Source organism: Brasilonema sp. UFV-L1 (genome assembly GCF_012912105.1).
In the GTDB taxonomy this organism is placed as follows: Bacteria; Cyanobacteriota; Cyanobacteriia; order Cyanobacteriales; family Nostocaceae; genus Brasilonema.
Window position 1 is genome coordinate 1 of record NZ_QMEA01000113.1, and the last position, 21,241, is coordinate 21,241.

21 protein-coding genes are annotated in these 21,241 nt (G+C 41.6%); 10 read left to right on the forward strand and 11 right to left on the reverse strand.

Translation table 11 applies throughout. The features are described from left to right. The 4 genes from DP117_RS25485 to iscB form a co-directional block, all read left to right on the forward strand. A partial coding sequence (locus tag DP117_RS25485; protein WP_169221017.1) for a DUF5615 family PIN-like protein occupies positions 1 to 302 on the forward strand: 302 nt, incomplete at its 5' end. Between the two features lie 96 nt (positions 303 to 398). Beyond that, positions 399 to 542, forward strand: coding sequence for a hypothetical protein (locus DP117_RS25490; RefSeq protein ID WP_169221018.1), 144 nt, complete (start codon positions 399 to 401; stop codon positions 540 to 542). Positions 543 to 733: 191 nt separating this feature from the next. Further along, on the forward strand, positions 734 to 1,489 hold the full coding sequence (locus DP117_RS25495) for a TerC family protein (protein ID WP_169221019.1): 756 nt from the start codon (positions 734 to 736) through the stop codon (positions 1,487 to 1,489). Positions 1,490 to 1,750: 261 nt separating this feature from the next. Then, complete coding sequence (gene iscB, locus DP117_RS25500; protein WP_169221020.1) at positions 1,751 to 3,034, forward strand: RNA-guided endonuclease IscB; 1,284 nt, start codon at positions 1,751 to 1,753, stop codon at positions 3,032 to 3,034. Between the two features lie 161 nt (positions 3,035 to 3,195). Here iscB and ndk read toward each other — a convergent pair whose 3' ends face one another. Continuing rightward, positions 3,196 to 3,645, reverse strand: coding sequence for a nucleoside-diphosphate kinase (gene ndk, locus DP117_RS25505; RefSeq protein ID WP_169221021.1), 450 nt, complete (start codon positions 3,643 to 3,645; stop codon positions 3,196 to 3,198). Between the two features lie 291 nt (positions 3,646 to 3,936). Between ndk and speA the strand changes: the two genes are divergently transcribed. Continuing rightward, on the forward strand, positions 3,937 to 5,952 hold the full coding sequence (gene speA / locus DP117_RS25510) for a biosynthetic arginine decarboxylase (RefSeq protein WP_169221022.1): 2,016 nt from the start codon (positions 3,937 to 3,939) through the stop codon (positions 5,950 to 5,952). A 138-nt stretch (positions 5,953 to 6,090) separates the two neighbouring features. On the opposite strand, the gene DP117_RS25515 is transcribed toward speA, so the two are convergent. The 4 genes from DP117_RS25515 to DP117_RS25530 form a co-directional block, all read right to left on the reverse strand. Next, complete coding sequence (locus DP117_RS25515; RefSeq protein ID WP_169221023.1) at positions 6,091 to 7,257, reverse strand: NDP-sugar synthase; 1,167 nt, start codon at positions 7,255 to 7,257, stop codon at positions 6,091 to 6,093. 448 nt (positions 7,258 to 7,705) lie between these two features. Continuing rightward, complete coding sequence (locus DP117_RS25520; protein ID WP_169221024.1) at positions 7,706 to 8,545, reverse strand: ScpA family protein; 840 nt, start codon at positions 8,543 to 8,545, stop codon at positions 7,706 to 7,708. Positions 8,546 to 8,674: 129 nt separating this feature from the next. After that, positions 8,675 to 9,034: a LapA family protein gene (locus DP117_RS25525; protein ID WP_169221025.1), complete on the reverse strand. Its 360-nt coding sequence runs from the start codon at positions 9,032 to 9,034 to the stop codon at positions 8,675 to 8,677. Positions 9,035 to 9,316: 282 nt separating this feature from the next. After that, the gene (locus DP117_RS25530; protein ID WP_169221026.1) at positions 9,317 to 10,387 is read right to left on the reverse strand and encodes an AI-2E family transporter; all 1,071 of its coding nucleotides are present in this window, start codon (positions 10,385 to 10,387) and stop codon (positions 9,317 to 9,319) included. A gap of 129 nt (positions 10,388 to 10,516) precedes the next feature. Here DP117_RS25530 and pdxH point away from each other — a divergent pair, with 129 nt between their 5' ends. Beyond that, positions 10,517 to 11,161 carry a pyridoxamine 5'-phosphate oxidase gene (gene pdxH / locus DP117_RS25535; RefSeq protein WP_169221034.1) on the forward strand — a complete coding sequence of 215 codons (645 nt, stop codon included), beginning with the start codon at positions 10,517 to 10,519 and terminating at the stop codon, positions 11,159 to 11,161. A 10-nt stretch (positions 11,162 to 11,171) separates the two neighbouring features. Then, positions 11,172 to 12,092, forward strand: coding sequence for a cyclase family protein (locus tag DP117_RS25540; RefSeq protein WP_169221027.1), 921 nt, complete (start codon positions 11,172 to 11,174; stop codon positions 12,090 to 12,092). Between the two features lie 58 nt (positions 12,093 to 12,150). Here DP117_RS25540 and DP117_RS25545 read toward each other — a convergent pair whose 3' ends face one another. Both DP117_RS25545 and bamD read right to left on the reverse strand, forming a co-directional pair. After that, positions 12,151 to 12,927: a DUF3153 domain-containing protein gene (locus DP117_RS25545; RefSeq protein WP_348983008.1), complete on the reverse strand. Its 777-nt coding sequence runs from the start codon at positions 12,925 to 12,927 to the stop codon at positions 12,151 to 12,153. 186 nt (positions 12,928 to 13,113) lie between these two features. Then, entirely contained in the window at positions 13,114 to 13,635 is a 522-nt protein-coding gene (bamD, locus tag DP117_RS25550) for an outer membrane protein assembly factor BamD (RefSeq protein WP_169221037.1), read from the reverse strand. A gap of 165 nt (positions 13,636 to 13,800) precedes the next feature. On the opposite strand from bamD, the gene DP117_RS25555 reads away from it, so the two are divergent. Together DP117_RS25555 and DP117_RS25560 are read left to right on the forward strand one after the other, a co-directional pair. Then, the gene (locus tag DP117_RS25555; RefSeq protein WP_169221028.1) at positions 13,801 to 14,400 is read left to right on the forward strand and encodes a class I SAM-dependent methyltransferase; all 600 of its coding nucleotides are present in this window, start codon (positions 13,801 to 13,803) and stop codon (positions 14,398 to 14,400) included. A gap of 352 nt (positions 14,401 to 14,752) precedes the next feature. Continuing rightward, a complete protein-coding gene (locus DP117_RS25560; protein ID WP_169221029.1) occupies positions 14,753 to 16,378 on the forward strand; it encodes a transposase in 1,626 nt (541 codons plus the stop codon). Between the two features lie 64 nt (positions 16,379 to 16,442). Here DP117_RS25560 and argB read toward each other — a convergent pair whose 3' ends face one another. The 3 genes from argB to DP117_RS25575 form a co-directional block, all read right to left on the reverse strand. After that, positions 16,443 to 17,342, reverse strand: a complete 900-nt coding sequence (gene argB / locus DP117_RS25565; protein WP_211176342.1) for an acetylglutamate kinase — start codon at positions 17,340 to 17,342, stop codon at positions 16,443 to 16,445. A gap of 149 nt (positions 17,343 to 17,491) precedes the next feature. After that, positions 17,492 to 18,073 carry a shikimate kinase gene (locus DP117_RS25570; protein ID WP_169221030.1) on the reverse strand — a complete coding sequence of 194 codons (582 nt, stop codon included), beginning with the start codon at positions 18,071 to 18,073 and terminating at the stop codon, positions 17,492 to 17,494. Positions 18,074 to 18,124: 51 nt separating this feature from the next. Beyond that, entirely contained in the window at positions 18,125 to 19,762 is a 1,638-nt protein-coding gene (locus tag DP117_RS25575; RefSeq protein WP_169221031.1) for an ATP-binding protein, read from the reverse strand. A gap of 474 nt (positions 19,763 to 20,236) precedes the next feature. Between DP117_RS25575 and DP117_RS25580 the strand changes: the two genes are divergently transcribed. Continuing rightward, positions 20,237 to 20,428 (forward strand): hypothetical protein, encoded by a 192-nt coding sequence (locus DP117_RS25580; RefSeq protein ID WP_169221032.1) that lies wholly within the window; start codon positions 20,237 to 20,239, stop codon positions 20,426 to 20,428. A gap of 10 nt (positions 20,429 to 20,438) precedes the next feature. Here DP117_RS25580 and DP117_RS25585 read toward each other — a convergent pair whose 3' ends face one another. Continuing rightward, complete coding sequence (locus DP117_RS25585; RefSeq protein ID WP_169221033.1) at positions 20,439 to 21,158, reverse strand: LapA family protein; 720 nt, start codon at positions 21,156 to 21,158, stop codon at positions 20,439 to 20,441. Positions 21,159 to 21,241: the final 83 nt, after the last annotated feature.

Consider the following 21,241-nt stretch of genomic DNA (forward strand, 5'->3'; position numbering starts at 1 on the left):
CTTTGGAATCCCCCGCTGTAATGGTACTCCATTCAGCGGTGGGAGGATGTCAATTATTAGGACTGGACACAGCCGATGATAATATGGTCTGGCAATATGCTCGTGACAATGACTACATTATTGTCACAAAGGACTCAGATTTTCAGGAATTGACAATGATTCGAGGTTTCCCCCCTAAAGTTGTTTGGATACGTCGTGGTAACTGCACAACAGGTGACGCTGAATCGATGCTTCGTTTGCACATCGAAGATGTCAAGACACTCAGCGAAGACCAAACTTTTGGGATACTCAGACTCTATTAACGAGTCTACAAATCTCCTCTATAAGCTATTTTTTCTTGATGATGAGGTTTCTAGAATCTAGGACTTACGCACGCTCACAAATAGGACATCATGTGTATGAACGGAATTTGGTCGTTCCAGGCTTTTGACAATTACCAGCACATGGGTGGCGATAAGCCGGAGGCTTTAGCTTTTGCGTATCGCGCTCAAGATGAGCGAAGAATCAGGTTTTCATGCCCCAAACCCATACCTCATATTTAGTATTTCCTGCTCAAAAGTAAGTCCCAGAATCGACAATTCATCGTCAAAATCCAAAATGACGGAAGTGGATTGGTTTTCAAAATTCGCCACATACACGTTAAGCTGAATAAAAGTAGCATTTTGTTGCGCCTTTTCTATAAAATTCGCTGTTTAAGCTAAGTTTTTGATTTTGCTGTTTTTTGAAAACTGGAATGCTAGATAGAATATTTGATTACCTGAACTTCCATTTCAGCGTTGAAGCTCCCATAGTGCTGTTGGTTCTCGTCTTTTTAGAGGCAGTATTGTCTGCTGACAATGCGATCGCCCTCGCTGCGATCGCCCAAGGGTTAGAAGACAAAAAACTTGAACGTCAGGCGCTGAATATTGGTTTAGTCTTTGCTTATGTTCTGCGAATCGCCTTACTTCTGACAGCTACATGGGTGCAACAATTCTGGCAGTTTGAGTTACTAGGTGCAGCCTACCTTTTGTGGCTAGTATTCCAACATTTTACTTCTGAAGAAGGCGAAGACAATCAACATCACGGTCCCAGGTTTGCCTCCCTGTGGCAAGCCATACCTGTCCTTGCTTTTACAGATTTAGCATTTTCTCTTGATAGCGTCACCACTGCGATCGCTGTTTCATCAGAAACATGGTTAGTCATTACAGGTACTACTATTGGTGTGGTGACTCTACGCTTTATGGCAGGTTTATTTATTCGTTGGTTAGATGAATATGTCTACTTGGAAGATGCAGGCTATATTACTGTGGCATTCGTAGGCTTGCGCTTACTCCTCAAAGTCGTGAATGATTCTTTTGTACCACCACAATGGGTGATGATTACTGCGATCACTCTGGTTTTTATCTGGGGATTTTCTAAGCGAACCCACTCAAAAACAATAGAACAACCAGAAAAAGTAGAACAACCACAAAGAACTGAAGTTGTAGAAAGAAGTAGAGAGAGCATTTGAAACCGGAATAAAACGGTACGGCAAGCGCTCATGGGGGAAACCCCCAAGACCGCGTTGCCTCACAAATGTGAACCAAACCACCCATAACAGGGTAAACGTTATCCAAGTCATGGCACCCTAAGATTCGCTAGTCTTTTGCTCTGCCGCGACTGGTTAAACATCGAGCAATCGAAGTGCCTTTCGCTTAAAAAGCTTGAGATAACAAGGTTGAAGCAAACATCACTTACTTGTAAGGAATGGTCAAACCGACCAAATTAAATTATGTCAAACTTCGTTTTTCTCATAGATTCCAACAAAACGCCGATGAATCCGATTCATCCAGCACATGCAAAAAAACTTCTAAATTCAAACAAAGCAGCCGTTTTCCGCTATTATCCATTTACTTTGATCATGAATCGGGTAGTAGAAAATATCGTTACTTACCCCATTACCTTAAAAATAGATCCAGGTTCAAAAGTGACGGGTATTGCATTAGTAAATAATCGGGATGAAGTCATCTGGGGAATGGAGTTACACCACAGAGGGTTAGCTATCAATGATTGCTTGGAAACTCGCAAAGGCGTTCGTAGAGGGAGACGCACTAGACATACCCGTTATCGTCAAGCCAGATTCCTTAACCGTAAACGTCCCGATGGTAGGCTCAACGCTCCCTCACTGCGACATCGTGTTTTGACCGTTGAGACTTGGGTCAAAAGATTGTGCAAGTTTGCCCCCATAACTGCAATTGTTCAAGAGTTGGTACGGTTTGACTTGCAACAGTTAGAAAATCCCGAAATCTCAGGGATTGAGTACCAACAGGGTGAACTTCAGGGCTATGAAGTGAGGGAGTATCTTCTTAACAAATGGGAAAGAAAATGCGCGTACTGCGGCGCAGAAAACGTACCGTTACAAGTTGAGCATATTAAGCCCAAAGCCAAAGGAGGTACTAATAGAATCAGTAACCTGTGCTTAGCTTGCCAAAAGTGCAATCAGAAAAAAGAAACGCAAGATATTGAAAAGTTTTTGGCGAAAAAACCAGAAGTTATAAAAACAATCCTGGCTCAAGCGAAGCGACCCCTAAAAGATGCTGCGGCGGTGAACTCTACCCGATGGGGTTTGCTCAATACTTTGAAAAAGCTTGAGTTACCCGTCACTACTGGGTCGGGCGGGAAAACAAAGTTCAACCGTACAAGATTGCAATTACCGAAGTCTCATTGGATTGATGCTGCGTGTGTTGGCATCGTTGAAAAGTTGCAAGTATTGACTTCCAAAGTTTTAGAGGTGAAAGCCACAGGGCACGGGTGTAGAAGATTCTGCCGTATTGACAAATATGGATTTCCTTGTACATTGCCAAAGCAAACATTTAATCATGTATCCACAGGAGATTTTGTAAAAGTGCTAATAACCAAAGACAGAAAAAATGTACCGTCTGGGATTTATACAGGAAGAGTCAAAACTCCCACGGGAAAAGGCTGCGAAGTGGTAATTAACGGTTTTAGGATTGGTTTTTCTAATATGACTAATGTTAAAACCATTCATCGCAACGACGGCTTCAGTTATACCTAGGCACTTTTGATGGTTCCAGATTTGAAGTCCGTTTGGCGCCGATTATTTACGATATATTCCGTTAAAACACCTTCTAGTCACACGACTAACAAGGAGATGAGGAAGATAAGAATTTTGAATTTTGAATTGTCTTATCCCCTCATCTCCTCTAACTTTCTAAGTTACTCGTGTAACCAAGGTGTTATGGTTGGTTGCCAAGAGACTAATTCTTCTTGTTTGAACCACAGAGCAATTTCTCGTTCTGCTGTCTCAATCGCATCAGAACCGTGGATGAGGTTACGACCTATGTTAATGCCAAAATCACCTCTAATTGTACCTGGTTCTGCGGAAAGTGGGTTTGTTGCCCCAATAATTTTTCTGGCAGATGCGACAACGCCCTCGCCTTCCCAAACCATCCCCACAACTGGACCGGAAGTGATAAAGTCTACCAACCCAGCAAAAAAAGGTCTTTCTCGGTGAACATCGTAGTGCTGTTGTGCCAATTCTCGGCTGACTTTCAGAAGTTTCAAACCAACAAGGGTAAAACCTTTATCTTCAAAGCGACGAATAATTTCACCGACTAATGCGCGTTGCACGCCATCAGGCTTAATTGCTAAGAATGTGCGTTCCAAAGCTATCTCCTCAAGTTTACTGCATTTATCTTTTGTTTTCGGTCTTTTGTCAGCCAGTACTGCTTTGAGAGTAACCTGAAAGCAGTTAACAAACTCTTCCGTTGGGCGAACCCTAACAGAAGGATACTCTGTTCTTTGTCAGGAATTAATGACAAACGAGTGATAATTTACGACCAATCACAAATGACCAATCTGAGAATATCTCAGAAAGTATCTTTAAGTGCATATGCGCAGACAGATGAATGCGCTAAATTGTATTTTCGTGGGTGTAACATAGAGGTCAGTAAAGAAATGCGTGTAGAGCCAACTGAGATATTAGAAGAGGTGATGAAACTGCCGTCCGATGGACACAAAACGGAATTGAAAAATCATAAACAAAAAAAACTGCTGCCGCCAGCAACATCACCAGATGCACTTCGCTTGTGGACAATTGAAAAGAGTGAAGAACTGTACCGCATACAAGGTTGGGGACAGCCATACTTTTCTATAAACGCCGCAGGGCATATCACTGTTTCTCCCAAAGGCGATCGCGGTGGTTCTCTGGACTTGTATGAACTTGTCAACGCTCTTAAGCAGCGTAACTTAGGACTGCCTTTACTGATTCGTTTCTCGGATATTTTGGAAGATAGGATTGAGCGGTTAAACGCTTGTTTTGCCAAGGCGATCGCTCGCTACAACTACCCTGGCGTTTACCGTGGTGTCTTTCCTGTCAAGTGTAATCAGCAAAGACACTTAATAGAGGACTTGGTGAAGTTTGGCAAACCCCATCAATTTGGTTTAGAAGCGGGTTCTAAGCCAGAGTTAATGATTGCCCTAGCTTTATTGGATACACCAGGAGCATTGCTGATTTGCAATGGCTACAAAGACCAAGAGTATATTGAAACAGCAATGCTGGCACAAAGGCTAGGACAAAAGCCGATTATTGTTCTAGAACAACTCGAAGAAGTTGATGTGGTGATCAAAGTCAGCCAACAACTGGGGATTGACCCAATTGTGGGCATCAGAGCTAAACTAAGTACTCAAGGCATGGGACGTTGGGGAACCTCTACAGGCGATCGCGCTAAATTTGGTCTGACTATACCTGAAATTATTCACGCAGTTAACGAGTTACGAGAAGCGAACCTGTTGGGTTCTTTACAACTTTTACACTTCCACATCGGCTCGCAAATTTCTGCAATCAATGTGATTAAAGATGCCATTCAAGAAGCCAGCCGTATCTATGTAGAACTGGCGGCATTGGGAGCAAATATGAAGTATCTCGATGTAGGCGGTGGCTTAGGTGTAGATTATGACGGTTCACAAACCAACTTCTACGCCTCGAAAAATTATAATATGCAGAACTATGCCAACGATATTGTGGCAGAGTTAAAAGATACTTGTGCAGAGCGAAAAATATCCGTACCAACACTGATAAGTGAAAGTGGACGGGCGATCGCTTCCCATCAATCGATGCTGATTTTTGATGTTCTCAGCACCAGCGTCGTTCCTCTGGACTTACCAGAACTGCCAAAAGAGGATGAATCCCAGGTTATTACCTACCTGTGGGAAACTTACCAATCTGTTAATCAAGAGAATTACCAAGAACTCTACCACGACGCCACCCAATTCAAAGAAGAAGCCATCAGTCGCTTCAACTTGGGGATTTTAAGTCTGACAGAACGTGCTAAAGCTGAAAGACTTTATTGGGCTTGTTGTCAAAAAATTCTTGAAATAACGAGAAAACAGGAATACGTACCTGACGAACTAGAAGATCTAGAACAAATAATGGCTTCTATCTACTACGTCAATCTGTCTGTTTTTCAATCTGCACCTGACTGTTGGGCAATTGACCAGCTTTTCCCAATTATGCCAATTCACCGTTTGGATGAAGAACCCACACGACGAGGAATTTTGGCAGACTTGACATGCGATAGTGATGGTAAAATTGACAGATTTATTGATTTGCGAGATGTGAAGTCAGTTTTGGAACTGCACCCGTTCAAACCAGGAGAACCTTATTATCTGGGAATGTTCCTCAATGGGGCTTACCAAGAAATTATGGGCAATTTGCACAACCTCTTTGGTGACACCAACGCGGTTCACATCCAATTGACTCCAAAAGGTTACCAAATTGAACATGTCGTTAAAGGTGATACCATGAGTGAAGTGGTAAGCTATGTGCAGTATGACTCTGAAGATATGGTGGAAAGCATTCGCCAGCGTTGCGAGTCTGCTCTAGAAGAAAATCGGATCACTTTGGCAGAAGCTCAAAAACTACTACAAACCTATGAACAAAGTTTGCGACGCTACACTTATCTAAATAGTTAAAAATCATTAGTCATCAACTTATGTCTAATAGATATCTCCAGAAATGAAATCTTAACCTGGAGAGAACAAAGGTTTAAGATTAATTGTCGAAGATGTCTAATGAGTGATGACTAATGACTAATGACTAATGACTAATGACTAACTAGCGTTATTTCCCAACAATTCAGCAATAGCTTGCCGTTCAACTGGGGTATGGGATGGTGGATCTTGACGAGCATCGGTAATCAGCCAGTCTAGAGCAGCTGCTTGGACATCTATCGTTGCTCCAGTCTTGTCAACGCAGTAACGACCAAATACTAGCTTATCCACAAGCCGTACGCCAGGCCCAAGTCGTGACCATTCAAAAATCACACTGTTCTCTACGGTAGCACCACTGCATATCCAGCAGTTTGGACCGATCATCGCAGGGCCAACAATTTTGGCTCCGTCTTCAATCTTGGTCATGCCACCGATGTAAACTGGACCTGTGATCTCAACTTTGTCCCAATTGACGGCAACATTCATGCCAGTGTAAATACCGGGTGCGACTTGTTGTCCGGGAATTTGTACATTTTTAATTTCCCCTAAAAGGACACCACGAATTGCCCGCCAGTAGTCTGGTACTTTACCAATATCTACCCATTCAAACTCCATTGGGATCGCGTAGAAGGGCGCACCGATTTCTACCAGTTTAGGAAAAAGCTGGCTGCCGATGTCATACTCTACCCCAGAGGGGATATAATTAAAGACCTCTGGCTCAAAAATATAAATACCTGTGTTGATATTAGTACTCAGAGCTTCCTCAACCTTGGGCTTTTCTTGGAAAGCCTTGACACGGCCATCTTCGTCAGTAACGACGACACCATAACTAGAAACTTCTTCCTTGGGCACGGATTTCATGATGATCGTGGCAATAGATCCCTTGGATTTATGCCACTTCACTGCCGCTGTTAAATCTAGATCAATCAGGGCATCACCACAAAGTACAACAAAGGTATCATCAAAGAATGGGTAAAAGTTTTGGATTTTCCGCATTCCCCCGGCGGATCCAACAGCTTCCCCTACAAGATTACCTTCAACAATCCGACCTTCAAAAGAATAGGCAATTTGTACACCGAAACGCTGACCATCACGGAAATAACTTTCAATTTCCTCTGCTAAATGACTGACATTGACCATGATCTGGTCAAACCCATGCCGGCGCAAAAGCTCTAGTAAAAATTCCATCACAGGCTTTTGCAGAATGGGCATCATCGGTTTGGGCATTGTGTAGGTAATCGGACGTACGCGAGTACCTTTACCAGCCGCGAGAATCATCGCCTTCATATGTCTTTATTCCTCAACCACAAGCCAGTTTACTGTTCTCAAATCATGTTTCATCATGAGTTCTTTTCTGTTCTAAGCTACCCTGGAAAATACCGTCCACAAAAATCAACAAATTTTGCTGCAATCATAGGCATAACCCAATTCAGGTATAAAGTATAAAAATCTCAGGAAAGTATAAAATGTTGAGTACGAAATTTTCATACTCTTAACCTTCAGCCTTGACACTTCATGACTTTCTATCATTCTTTATCCTACTCTACCCAACGGGTGCGGCTCATATAAGGTCTCCAGAAAGACCCTTGAGCTTTACGAGAAGCTACGTCTTTGAACGAATTGCTATCTGCTTCAAAAGAATCTTTTGGCATCTACATCGTTCCATTGGTCATCTTTTCAATGTAATCGGATTTTTGGACTTACTGAAGCCAAACTCTGAAAATCATGAATATTCCTATGTTGCACACTCTGAATTCACAGGAGTATCTATGGATTCGCCGTTGGCTGAATCTGTCAGTAATCTGATTTTGATATCTTGATAAAATTCCTCCTGAAGTAGTTCTACCTTTGATTGAGCACAAAGCAGTAGTAGCGCCCAGAATACGCTAACAACTAAATGGCTATGCTGCGATGTGTGTGGATCATGTGGTTGTGGTTGCTTTGTTTGAGTCCACAGCTCCACAAGTTGTTCAAGATTAAGCCAATTGTTTTGTAAACTTAATTTTGTTGCCACACTTCGCAAAAGTTGCTCTAATTCAAAAGCCACCTCTGTAAGATTTTCTTGGTGAGCTAACTCTAATGCTGCCCGCATACTCTGCAAACTAGGTTGCCGTTTTTGACGAACAGGTTTATTTACTTTTTCTACCAGCTTCAATTGTTGTGCCATAACTTGCAATTGCTCAATCAGCTCTTGCAAAGTCACGCGCCGCTTTGACGGTGGCATTGCTGTCGGACGACGACGCAAATGCCGTTCTAGTGGTAAGCGTTGAGCATGATAGATGATCCCATCTTCGCTCTCGGATAAGATATCCTCGACAGCTTCTTGTTCTTGGGCGGATGATTGCAATTGCATCAAAGTATTTGCTTTAAATAACACAAGTCTAGATGCTGACAAAAAAGCCTGCCCTGATTGAAATAAGTCGGTTTCATAGCCCTTAGTCGTAGCAGACGGTACCATGAGTTCTAAATAACGGTCAATCACCTCAATCACTTTGACATCCCAAGGGTCTATTTCCCCTTGTTCAGCCTGATGAATAAGTAATGTAATTTTTTCCAATAACTCAGAAGCATCCATTCATTCTTTGGGTATTGGATTTGGTGATTTTATGTGAAACATGATTCTTTTTTCTTAGTTACTTTGTAGTAAGTTAGTCATCATTAGTAGAACGACTAACGACTACTAACTCACTACTAACTAATTCCCTTATTGGGCAATTGCTTGTGCTTCTTTTTCTAAGGAATCATTCACTGGTGGTAGAGCAAGTTTCAAAGATTGAACTTCTAATTGGTACTGTTCAACTTTTTTTTCGAGCTCCTTAATTTGGACATTTTTCTTTCGCATTTGTTGGCTAGAAAGTATGAGTCGCTGCAAACGTGTCCAAATGCTATACAGCCAGGCCAGAACTGCTCCTATACCAGATGCCAAAAGTAATTCCACTGCAATTGGGGCTTCTACCTGTAATTGTGGAACGACATTTATTGTTCCAGTTTGGGTGTTCTCCAGAGCAAATAAAGCTAAGGCTAAACACAAGATAAAAATTATCACAAAGTTAATTTGTTTCATTGGAAACTAAAGACTAGGTAAAGACTAGGTAATTGTTTGTGCCCAATGCTTCCCTGAAAGTTATCGCTAATACCATTTTGAATTGTGTTTTTAAATAGCGCAACCTTCTAGCAAAGGGATTTTAAAAACGTTAGTGTTGCACATCTACAACAGAATGGTCAAAGAAAAAATCTGACTGGTAAAGTATAACATATGGATTTTTTATACACGCGCCGATTTCAAAAATTGGCTATTGAAAGTTGACTATAGAATAAAGTCGTCTACATGTGACATTTTTATCGATCATTCAAAACCTCCTGAGTCAGTAGTACTGTTTCTTATATTACTCTTTTTGATAGCATCAAAAGTACCTTTTATAGTACCAGCAATAGGAACAGCAACCAACGTTCCCAATAAACCAGCAATCTCAAATCCCATAAGAATAGCGACAAAAATCCAGATGGGATTAACGCCAATAAAATCGCCAAGTAACTTGGGACCTAACAGATTATCTTTGATTTGCTGGATGACAATAGCAACAACAGCAACTTGAGCAGCTAACCACCAATTTTGTAGCAATACTAAAAAAGTAACCACACCAATACCTAAAGTCGCCCCGATAAAAGGAATGAGTTGGGATATACCTATGAGTATCGCAAATAACAAGGCAAAAGGTACTTTGAGAACTAAGAACACAGGGGTGAGGGTAATCACCATGAACAACGCTAGCAAAAGCTGGCTAAGGAAAAAGTAGTGAAAATTGAGTTGCAAAGATGTTACCAAGGGAAATCGAATTAATGGTGGTAAAAAGTTGAATAAACCAGACCATACGCGATCGCCATACAAAAGCATATAAAATGCCAGTACTACTACCAATATCACATCAAGTAAACCCGATAGCAGCGTTCCTGCAAGTCCCACAGCTGCAGAAGCCAACTGTTGCACCAAACTCTGAATATTTGCATTAATTTGATTGCTGATAATCCTCAAATCCAGTGGTAAACGCCGCTTTTTCGCTAAAGCCTCAATTTGCTCCAAATTTGTTTGGCTGGTAGTTAGCCAATCTGGGATCTTCTTCAGAAGTTGTACTGTTTGGTCAATGACTATTGGTACCAGAGTCACGCCAAGAATGACCAGAAGCGTTAGAGTTACCAATAGTACAATGATGACTGCTCGAGGACGAGTCAAGGCAATGCGTTCAAAGAACTTTACTGGGTAGTTCAGTAAAAAAGCCAGAATTGCTGCAATACTCACAATAGTGATAGGGTGCAGGAATAAGCGAAAAACCAAATACAGCAGAAAGAGATTGAGAGCGATAATCGGACCGCTCAGACCGTATATTAACAAACGTTGAACTAAGGCTGAACGGTACATTTTATGTTATCTGTATTAAAAACGCCTTGACACATTAAGTACAACTTAGTAAAAGCCAATGATCACAATAGATTTTTTTTTAGCAAATACACCCAGAAACGTACTTAATCATAGGGAAGCAAATTGATGATGGATCAAACAATAGCTGACCTTCGCAAAGACTACACCTTGCAGGGTTTAAGCGAAAAGGATGTAAACTCCAACCCTTTTATACAGTTTAGACAATGGTTTGACCAAGCATTAGCAGCTCAACTCCCTGAACCGAACGCCATGACTGTTGCTACCACGACACTAGACGGGCAGCCTTCAGCAAGAATGGTGCTGCTCAAAGGTTTTGACCAACGAGGCTTTGTCTTCTACACGAACTACAATAGTCAAAAAGGACAAGAGTTAGCAAAAAATCCTCAAGCTTCTCTAGTGTTCTGGTGGGCGGAACTAGAACGTCAAGTCCGTATCTCTGGGTGTGTAGAAAAAGTTTCAGAAAATGAATCAGATGAGTATTTTCATAGCCGTCCTTTGAACAGTCGCTTGGGTGCATGGGCGTCAAATCAAAGCGAGGTGATAGAAAGTCGAGAAATATTGGAACAACGGATGCAGGAACTTCAAATTCAATATCAAAACCAAGATATTGAGCGTCCGCGACATTGGGGAGGCTTACGTGTGATCCCAAAAAAAATTGAATTTTGGCAAGGGCGTTCCAATCGCCTGCACGATCGCTTACTTTATACTCGCTTAGACAGTAGTAGTTGGAAGATTGTGCGTTTGTCGCCCTAGTCAGTAGGAAATGAAAAAACTCGCACTTTTGTGTTTAATCATTTTCTTGAACTGTGTTGTTTACCTGTCCATCAACGCAGCACAACCGCGCCCTGTACCTCCCCTATGGCAGGTTTATCAGCAGTCATTTCAAACAGCCAAGTACGTTGACCTCACCCATACTATCACTCCTTCAATTCCTGTATGGTCAGGGTTTGGTCCGTCGAAGTTTGAACCTACCATCAATCCAAAGACTGGACAGCCATATACCTACCAAAAAGATGGCTCTGAAGCAACTCATTACGACTTATCTACTGACCAGCTAGGAACCCAGTTAGATCCACCTGCTCACTGGAACCCTGATTATCCAGCCATTGATGAGTTACCTGCAACTTTTGCTGTGCGTCCCTTAGTCGTCATTCCCATCCAAGACAAAGTTGCTCGTGATCCCAACTATCACCTCACTGTTCAGGATATCCAAGATTGGGAAAGTCGGCATGGCAGAATTCCTGAAGGTTCGGTTGTGTTTGTGCGCTCTGACTGGTCTAAAGAATGGCCCAATCCCGAACTCGCCAAAAGAAAGAAGTTTCCTGGGGTGTCGCTGCAAGCTTTGCAGTTTCTGCACTTGCAGCGCAAGATTCTATTTCACGGACACGAACCCCTAGATACAGATAGTACGCCGACTTTGGAAGGAGAAGCTTGGCTACTGAAAAACGGATATACCCAAGCAGAGGGTGTCGCGAATTTAGATCAAGCGCCAGAGACAGGGGCACTAGTGGCGATTGGGTATCCCAAATTTAAAGGTGGCTTGGGAGGTTATGCACGCTATATTGCTATCTGTCCTCCCGATTGGAAATATGGCGTGTCGGTTGGTCAAATCCCAGAATCTCCTCTGCAAAAAGCAAGTAAACCACTGCGCTGGGATCAACAGCTTAATGTACGAGTCAGATAGCAGATAACAGGACACAGAGGACGAGGAAAATGATTTAGGACTGCTATTGTACTCAGAACTATTCTGTGACTGCTGGTTGAGAAATAAACTGAACTCTGGGATCTGGCATAAAAGTATATCTTAGGTAAAGTCCTGCCCAGACAAACAGAACAATCAAGAACGTACCAATACCAAGAGGACTAGGAAGCCAAAAAACGACTTCTATATGATTCAATTCTCCAGTTTTGAGCTTCCACAGCAACTGATGTCCATTCTTTTCTGGAATAATGGCATTTTCACTGTTTTCCACAATGCGTGCGCCCCAAGGAGTGTTCAAGCCAAATTCTAAATTGAGAATTGAACCAGGATTTGCCAAAACATTTCCTTGACTGGAAATCAGAGCAAGCGATCGCAAATCCAAATCATAAATCAACCGATTCCGCACTAAAAACAAGAAATTATTCTGAAACACCAGTAAGTTAGAATCAATGTTTGGCAGTTGCGATTCAACTTCACTTTGTACAGACTCAGATGTTTGAGTCCCATTAGGGTGAAAAAATTCATTAAATTTTGTTTGTAATTCTCGACCACCGCTGAAGGGAATTGAAACAATAACCTCTTGTTTGGAAATTCGTCGTGTTTTGCCTTCCAACTTGTGAGCGCGGCGCTCTATACTATTTAACCATTCATACACAGAATCGCCACTAAAACTGGTTAGTCGCTCTTCCAACTTAATGTGTTGTACAAACTCACCGCGACTTGAATTTTCAAAATTCACACCCACATCATACTTAACACAACCAGATAGCAACACTGATGTCAAAAGCACAATCCACAGAAGAGGATTTTGGCTTATGTGTGTACGAGAATGCTTGACATTTTGACCAGTAAGTCTTTTCAACAAACCACTGTTTGGTATTAGTAAACGCACAAAATTTTTTGCGAAAGCATACAAAATCACCACCACAAAACCTCCAAAAAGTCAATCAACTAGTTATCAGTGATCAGTTACCAAACTGATCACTGAGTCTTGTGTACTGTTTTAAAAACTTAACCAAAATAAACCACTCAGTATTAAACCAATGACAATCAACGCCATCCAAATAAATCGATTATCTCTGGTATTCACCTGAGTGAGATCAACAAATTCCCGCTCAGGAGGTACCTGTTTCTTGGAAGATTTCGTATTATTTACAGGCAGAGGAATTTTTGTTTCATTGTCCGCTATTGCTCCTAAATCGGGAATTTCGGTCATCCATTCCTTTGGTCGTTGTAGCCTTGGTGCTTTGAGGATGTAATGCAGCTCCTTTGCTTGTTTACTCGTTTCTGAATGGGGATGACGCTTGAGTTGTTCGCAAAGAGTGAGAGCGTCTTCTGTGCGCCCTGCTGCTTCATAGGCTGTGACTAGCCAAATTTGAACCTCTCCACCGAGGCGAGAATAAGGAGCCAACAGAGTGTTTGCCTTTTCCAATTGTTCAATGGCTTCTCGGTACTGCCCCTTTTCAAAGGCTACTTTACCACTTTGGTACGTAGCTTTAGCAATTTCTAGACTTTCTGAACTCACGTTTTGTAAAAAAATCAGCACTGCCTTCATTTTGCCAATGGCAGTCATATTTTGAAAATCTTTTTCTGGGTTGGTAACATAAATCAGGTAAAATTAGGCTAATGTTCTATATTCTGCCTTTTACAGTGCCAGGTACAAACTTAAGTATCAAAGCGGAGAAGGGCGATGCACAATCAACGAGAACAGCAACATTTGGGTATTGTACGCGGTCTCCTGCTGCGCATGTTTGGTCAACCAAAGGGTATTCTTGGCCAGTTGGGTGGTTTGATTATGGTCTCTATGAACCGTAATTTTGCTCAATGGGTCATTCATTTACTCGAAGTTCAGCCGGATGAAAAAGTGCTAGAAGTTGGATTCGGTCCTGGGGTAGGCATTCAGATTTTGGTCGCTGCTGTGTCAACAGGGTATGTGGCAGGTGTTGACAATTCAAAGGAAATGGTCGCTCAAGCCAGAACGCGGAATGCGAAAGCTATTGAGGCTGGCTTAGTCCAACTGCAGCATGGTTCAGTTGAAGAACTGCCGTTTGAAAATGACACATTCGATAAAGCTTTAGCCATCAACTCCATGCAAGTTTGGCCAGACGCTATGGTTGGACTGCGGGAAATATGGCGAGTGATGAAAGTCGGTGGCAAGATTGCGCTTGGGTTTACTCGCTATTCTGGGCAGCCGAGTACTGGATTGACCGAGATGCTCACGGCTGGTGGCTTCACAGAAGCGCGTCTGGTAGAGACTGATCAAGGTTTCTGTGCGCTTGCAATCAAATAAATAATCAAAAAAGGGCACTTTGCAAGGGTACACCATACCTAAAATAACGTGGGAGCTTGATAGCCTCGTCTCTGAGCGAGCGAGGTGGAAAAGCGACACGGGCTAATTTATTAGCCGTCACTTCTCCTTGCTAACAACTCAATTATCTCGCTAACACTTGTGTTATGGGATGCAGCCATATCCTGTAATATTTTCCACGCAGTAGGAGTCAACATGATTCTATGAGGTTTTTTGATTTCTTCGTAAAACACGGGTTGATTTCTTGTTCTTTTTTGACCTTTGCTTGTGGGCATATTTAGAGTATGGCTATATACTAGATATACGTTAACAGACAAAGGAGGTGATTTACAATATGCCACGGAGTACAAAACCATCGTTTGTTTTAGAACTCCCATTGAGGGTAGATAGTAGCCAGAATTGTGAATTGCAAGCAAGATTCAATGCAGCAATACGACTGTACAACAATGTACTAGGAGAAGCTAAAACACGAATGGAATTAGTACGCAACTCCGAGGTATACCAAACAGCTAAAAAGATTTCCCGCAATCACAAAAAAGAGCGTAGCTCGGCATTTAGTAAAGCACGTGAAGCTTATCGTTTCACTGATTACGATTTGCAGGCATACGCGAATCAAGCAGCTAGAGGCTCAAAGTGGATTCCTCAAAAAATAGATGCTCAGGTTCAGCAAAAATTAGCGACTCGTGCATTTAAAGCTGTTGAGCGCGTTCTATTTGGTAGAGCTAAAGATGTCCGATTTAAGGTTGAATCTCGTTTTCGTTCTGTTGAAGGCAAGACTAATAAACAAGGCATTAGATGGAAAGATAACCGTGTCGTCTGGGCTGGGTTGGAACTTCCAGCGATCATTGATACTGAGAACGTTGTTGTTCAACATGGTCTTTCTTGTCCTGTCAAGTACTGCCGTCTCATCCGACGAGAACTTAACGGTAAGCGTAGATGGTTCGTACAACTTGTTTTAGAAGGAGTACCATATCAAAAACCACAGAATTATGTTTCTGATGGATTGATTGGGCTTGACTTGAATGTTTCTAAGATTGCTTTTGTTGCAGATAATCATGCTGATTTGTTGCCTTTTGCTGATAAAGTCCCTACATTTGGGAAGGAAATAACCAGACTGCAACGTAAGATACAGCGTTCTCAACGTGGCTTAAATCCTGATAATTTCGAGTCAGATTTCAAAGTACGAAAAGGACGTAAGACTGTTATCAAAAAAGGTAAGCCCAAAAAAGGTAAACAGCAATGGAAGAAGTCTAGTAATTATCGCAAAATCGCTTCATTGAAACGTGAGCTAGAACGTCGTAAAACAGCATATGCCAAGTCTCAAAATCGTCGTGTTGTCAACGAAATCTTGAGGCACGGCAAAAATATAAAAACTGAGAACGTCTCAGTTAAGGGATGGCAGAAACGATATGGAAAAGCCATTTCTGCTAAATCCCCAGGATTTGTTCAATCAGAACTGAAACGCAAAGCTGAAAACGCTGGCGGTTCGTTCGCAAAGTTCTCTACTCAGAAAACAGCGCTATCTCAAACTCACTTGGACGGTAGTCGCATCAAAAAATCGCTGTCCCAACGAGTTCACCGGGATGTAATGGGTATCCCAGAGCATCACCGCGATTTGTTTAGCGCGTTTTTGAGTAGGTACGTAAATCAGGATAAGTTGGTGTTGCAAGATGCTCAGAACGAGTATTTAGGGTTGGAACCAATCCTGCTGGAGGCGCACCAACGTTATTTAACTCGCAAGCAAGTGAGCCACTGCGTTGCGGAGAGAAGTTTGAGCGGAGGTTTCCTCCGATCAAAGCTTCGGGGGGTTCCCCCCGTTGTAGCAAGTGGCGAACCCGTAAGGGTAGGCGCATCCGAAAGCAGGAAGTCTGATTCTCCCTCAGAGCGAGTCTCCAACGAGTCACTAATCGCTAGCCAGATAGCCGAATCGGGCGAAAAGCTAGACGAGGATGTGGCGTGAATCCCTGTCGCACGACTCGCGGGGAGGGTTCAAAAAAGTGTTCTCCCTTTCTACGTTTTAAATTTTAAATTGTAAACTGGGAGCCAACAAGCATTGTACCGATACCAATATCGGTAAAGATTTCCAGTAGCAGCGCGTGTGGAATGCGACCATCAACGATATGAGCTGCACGGACTCCTTGAGCAAGCGATCGCACACAACAGTTAACTTTAGGAATCATTCCACCGCTAACAACACCTGTTGTTATCAACTCGCGGGCTTCTTGAATATCTACTCTTGGAATCAGAGTAGAAGCATCTTTGTAATCTTTAAGAATTCCCCTGGTATCAGTCAACAGGATCAACTTTTCCGCCCCTATTGCTGCTGCGATTTCTCCAGCGACGGTATCTGCATTAATATTGTAAGGTTGTCCTGTTTCGTCTGCCGCCACGCTAGAAACAACGGGAATATAGCCATTATTGACGAGTGTCTCCAAAATTTTGGTGTCAACAGAGCAAACTTCTCCCACAAAACCAATACCTTCTTCACCTTGAGGTCGAGCTCTAATTAAGTTACCATCTTTGCCGCACATTCCCACAGCTGAACCACCAGCTTTGCTAATCAAAGTCACTATTTCTTTATTCACTCGACCAACCAGTACCATTTCCACAACATCCATTGTGGGGGCATCTGTCACTCGCAAACCATTTTTAAATTGTGCCTCAATTCCCAGCTTACCTAACCAACTATTAATTTCTGGTCCACCACCATGTACCACAATTGGTCGTATGCCAACACAAGATAGAAATACGATGTCACAGATAACTTTATCTTTGAGACTGCTATCTTTCATTGCTGCGCCACCGTATTTGACGACAATGGTTCGACCACTAAATTGTTGAATATATGGTAATGCTTCGCTTAGGACTTGTACCCGGCTGGCGGCATCTTGCGTAATCATGTACTCAGTTTCGCTGACCATCATGAGAGCTATTGTTATGGATATCGCGGTTTTCGTCTGGAGAAATGACAATTAGAGAAAAAAGAAAATCTGTAATCTGACAGATGCTTACAATATCCTAAATGGATAAGGAAAACTTTTTCTACGTAAAAAGTAGAAATTTTTGATTTTTACTAACAATTGTTAATTTTTTCTTTGGATTCACCGGCACAGACTCCAGGTTTGAGAACGCTAGGAATCTGTTCTATAATCCGTTTGGCAGTTTGTTCTGGTGTTTCTTCTTGACTCACGGTGATTTGCAAATCAGCTTGTGCGTAAAGACGTTGTCTCTCCTCAAACAGAGATTGCAGCTTTGCTTTGGGATCAACATTTTGTAGCAGTGGTCTTGTGGTATCCTCTGCTAGTCGAGCACAAAGTATTTCCACAGGTACATCTAGCCAGACAATTAAACCGTGATGCAGGTAACTCCAATTTTCTCGCTGTACAACAATACCTCCACCCGTTGCGATGACAAGCTTGGTAAAAGCACAAACTTGTGACAGGACTTTACTTTCTAACTGGCGAAACACTGCTTCCCCTTGTTCTGCAAATAGTTGGGTTATTGGTTTATCACCAGCAGCTTTCTCAATCACAGTGTCAAGATCAACAAATCCGTAACCTAAATGCTGTGCTAACAAGCGTCCTACAGTCGTCTTGCCAACGCCCATCATGCCAATTAGGTACAGATTAACTCCTTTCAACAACTCAATAGTCATTAGGCTTGTAGTTGCCCTTAAGCGTTAAAACGAACTACTTCTCACTCTACTTTAAATCTCGTTGTTTAAACGCAAATCTCTGACGTAATTTTTGATTTGTGTTTCAAAAACTGTCTGAAGCATGAGTATTGAACTAGGTTTCTCTTGCCTCAATTTAAAATTTTCCTCAATTAATCGTTCCGCAACATACTCCATTAATACAGGAGTTTGGGAAAAACTGGAGACTTGCCACTCTATGAAAGAACGTCTGTGCAGTAACTCTATTGCTTCCAAGATTAATCTTTGCGAGACTTGTGGAGCAATATCTTTTTGCAATTTACGCACTGAACCTAAATCTTGATTGAAGGCTAACCAGTACATAACTAGCTTTTCTAAATGAGACAAGCGATTAAACTGTTGGTCTAAAATGCCTCGAATGTCTCCAAAGACAATAACGCCTTGCTCTAAAAATTTATAGATGTTGCCTCGAAACAATTCCTGAATAGCGGTAGCAGCTAATTTAATAAACAAGGAATTACCTGCATACAAATCAATTAATAATTTATATTCTTCTTCTGTAGAGTGACTAAATCCTTTATTTTGGAGAAGAATCCGACTTTCAGTATGACTTAAACCGGTTAATTTTAAACAACGAACAGGTAATCTTTCGCCTTCTTGGACAGCAACTTCTTGAGGTTTCTCACGACTTGTCACAACGAGACAGCTTTGATGTTGAGAGTCACCTATTCGTCTCATTAATTCTCCATATCCTTCATATCCTGATCGATAACGAATTTGAGGAAGATGGTATGCAGAATAATTGTTGATGTTCCAGTCATTTATTGAAGAAGTAAAAGAGATGTCTGAGTCATTCAGAGTAGAATATTCGTTGCATAAAATCGAATCAAAATTATCTAATACAATCAGACAACGTGAAGAACGCAAACAATCAATCAATTGTGAAATTCTACTATTAATATCTTCTACATCTATCGTCTCTTTTGTTGGTGACAAAATGTGAATGAGTTGATTTAAGAAGACTTCTGGGGGAGGAGCAAGGTGTAGCGAAGACGTAGAGCCGCTTGTTGTCAAAGAGCGCCAAATCACATAATCAAATTTATCTTTTATTTGTTCTGCCAGCTTAATCGACAAAGCTGTTTTTCCAACTCCTCCCATACCTAAAATCACAATCAGCCGACAGTGTTCTTCAATAATCCATTCTGTCATCTGAGCGAGTTCTGTGGTTCTTCCGTAGAAAAGACTCACATCAACTGCTTCACCCCAATCTTCTTTTTTGGCTGCTTTTAGAACAGTCAATTCAGTTTTTTTTGTCTTGATTGGGTTGTTGGCTAATTCTATTTGAACGAAACCTTTTTTATAACCAGCTTTTTCTAGCAAATGAGTCACCCGACTCCAGCTTTTGACTTCAATGGAGTATCCAGCTTGGTGACTCAATATTTCTTCTATATATTTATAGAGTCCATTGGAAAGATAAACCCTAACAGTACTGCTATTACGACTCTGATAAACTGTATTTGCGATTTCTGCAGGACTAAACCCGCAAAGCAAACCTCGCAAGAATTTTTTTTCAACAGGTGTGAGAGATTTTCCTTTTGCTGAGCCTAAATCAATGTATATTTTTTCTAAATCCCAATAATTTTGAGCTTCTGTAAATTCTTTATCTACTTTATTGAAATCAGATACCATCATCAGCGTTCTTTTATTTAAGTCATCTCACAAAACATGATAGCTATTTTTCTATTAAGTAAAATTAAATACACTATAAAATTATAACGATTTTAGTAACATTTGTTAGGTGACTAGCCTCTTGTTACTTAGGTATCTTTGGGCTTATACGGAAATTTCATAAATCTTGATTGAAACTTTATTGCGATGAAGTCGGTCAATAGCAATGAATGTGACGATGACTAAATGGGGCAATTTTGTGTAGTAAAGAACATCGTGTTTCTAGCAACACCATATTAGTGTCCCATCAGTGCTTTCAGCACATTGTAGTTAGCAAAGCAGTCTTTTTATCTAAGGTGTAAAATATGACAATCTATCAGGGTAAGCGCAAAAAAGCTCTGCCAACTAAGTGGTTGAGGCATAAAGCCATCGCATATTTTGCTTAGAGCAGCCTGAGAAATAAGTATGCCATAAGTGTGCTCCTTTGAGGTTTCAACCATGAGTCGGATTCGAGACGTTGTGCAAAAAGTTTTAGCAACTGGCTATTTGACCGTTGAGGCAGAAAATCAACTGCGACAATTGCTAACAACCCGGTATGATTTAGAAGACTTTAATGCTTTCATGACCTTGCAGGAAGCTGCGATGAGCGGAAAAGTCAAGCAAGAGTCCCGTGAGCGTTGTGGAATTTAGTAAAACAAACTTAACGACGAGGACGCTTATCCTCTTGTTCAAAATCCTCATCTAGAAATTCCCAATCATCATCCTTGGTTTGATTGGTTTGGGGTTGATTAGTCGTTGGTGGTTCATAAGGAGGGATAATAACTCGGTAATCAGCATCGTAAACGGATTCAGTTTTCCCGACTCCAGAATTTTTTGGTTCACGGTAGCTGTAGGAATATACAGAATCGGACTTATTGCTGCTTTTGGGTTCTTGCTGGCGTTCGTAAGTGCTAGAATCTCTTACCTGTGTGTTTTGAGATGTGTTTTGAGAATTAGGTGTAGGCGCTTGTTCTTTTTTTTCTTCAAAGTCCCAATCATCTGTACTGTTGTCTGTTTCCCAATCATCAGGTGTATTACTAGTTCGTGTTGACTCAGTTTTACGTTCTGATGATGAAGGAGAAGGACGGGATGTTGGTTCTTCGGTACGAGTTTGACTCCTACGCGTTGCAGTTGCGGGCGATCTAAACGGGCTTTGAGGTTTTTGTCCGGCAAAATAATTAGACAAGTTAAATAAGCTTGTGAGAAAGACAGTTGTCAAAGCACCAGCAGTCGTACTGAACAAAATCCAAATCGCTAGTGGTAATGGTTTGGATTTCATTCCCAAAAAAACTAGTGGGAGGACAGGTAACCAGTTTTGCACTAGTAAAAGTGTTAGTCCTCCTAACACTGTCACTAACAAAATTAAACGAAATACAGCCATAGTTGTTTAGTTATTAGTCAGAATTCAGGAGTCAGCACTCACGAGTCAGCACTCACGAGTCAATAATTATTATTCACCCCACC

What these genes read in the sequence shown, in the direction of transcription:
- DP117_RS25490 (WP_169221018.1), top strand. Translation starts at nt 399, where the DNA reads ATGAACGGAATTTGGTCGTTCCAGGCTTTTGACAATTACCAGCACATG.
- DP117_RS25495 (WP_169221019.1), top strand. Translation starts at nt 734, where the DNA reads ATGCTAGATAGAATATTTGATTACCTGAACTTCCATTTCAGCGTTGAA.
- iscB (WP_169221020.1), top strand. Translation starts at nt 1,751, where the DNA reads ATGTCAAACTTCGTTTTTCTCATAGATTCCAACAAAACGCCGATGAAT.
- speA (WP_169221022.1), top strand. Translation starts at nt 3,937, where the DNA reads ATGCGTGTAGAGCCAACTGAGATATTAGAAGAGGTGATGAAACTGCCG.
- DP117_RS25515 (WP_169221023.1), bottom strand. Translation starts at nt 7,257, where the DNA reads ATGAAGGCGATGATTCTCGCGGCTGGTAAAGGTACTCGCGTACGTCCG.
- DP117_RS25520 (WP_169221024.1), bottom strand. Translation starts at nt 8,545, where the DNA reads ATGGATGCTTCTGAGTTATTGGAAAAAATTACATTACTTATTCATCAG.
- DP117_RS25525 (WP_169221025.1), bottom strand. Translation starts at nt 9,034, where the DNA reads ATGAAACAAATTAACTTTGTGATAATTTTTATCTTGTGTTTAGCCTTA.
- DP117_RS25530 (WP_169221026.1), bottom strand. Translation starts at nt 10,387, where the DNA reads ATGTACCGTTCAGCCTTAGTTCAACGTTTGTTAATATACGGTCTGAGC.
- pdxH (WP_169221034.1), top strand. Translation starts at nt 10,517, where the DNA reads ATGGATCAAACAATAGCTGACCTTCGCAAAGACTACACCTTGCAGGGT.
- DP117_RS25540 (WP_169221027.1), top strand. Translation starts at nt 11,172, where the DNA reads ATGAAAAAACTCGCACTTTTGTGTTTAATCATTTTCTTGAACTGTGTT.
- DP117_RS25555 (WP_169221028.1), top strand. Translation starts at nt 13,801, where the DNA reads ATGCACAATCAACGAGAACAGCAACATTTGGGTATTGTACGCGGTCTC.
- DP117_RS25560 (WP_169221029.1), top strand. Translation starts at nt 14,753, where the DNA reads ATGCCACGGAGTACAAAACCATCGTTTGTTTTAGAACTCCCATTGAGG.
- argB (WP_211176342.1), bottom strand. Translation starts at nt 17,342, where the DNA reads ATGATGGTCAGCGAAACTGAGTACATGATTACGCAAGATGCCGCCAGC.
- DP117_RS25570 (WP_169221030.1), bottom strand. Translation starts at nt 18,073, where the DNA reads ATGACTATTGAGTTGTTGAAAGGAGTTAATCTGTACCTAATTGGCATG.
- DP117_RS25575 (WP_169221031.1), bottom strand. Translation starts at nt 19,762, where the DNA reads ATGATGGTATCTGATTTCAATAAAGTAGATAAAGAATTTACAGAAGCT.
- DP117_RS25580 (WP_169221032.1), top strand. Translation starts at nt 20,237, where the DNA reads ATGAGTCGGATTCGAGACGTTGTGCAAAAAGTTTTAGCAACTGGCTAT.
- DP117_RS25585 (WP_169221033.1), bottom strand. Translation starts at nt 21,158, where the DNA reads ATGGCTGTATTTCGTTTAATTTTGTTAGTGACAGTGTTAGGAGGACTA.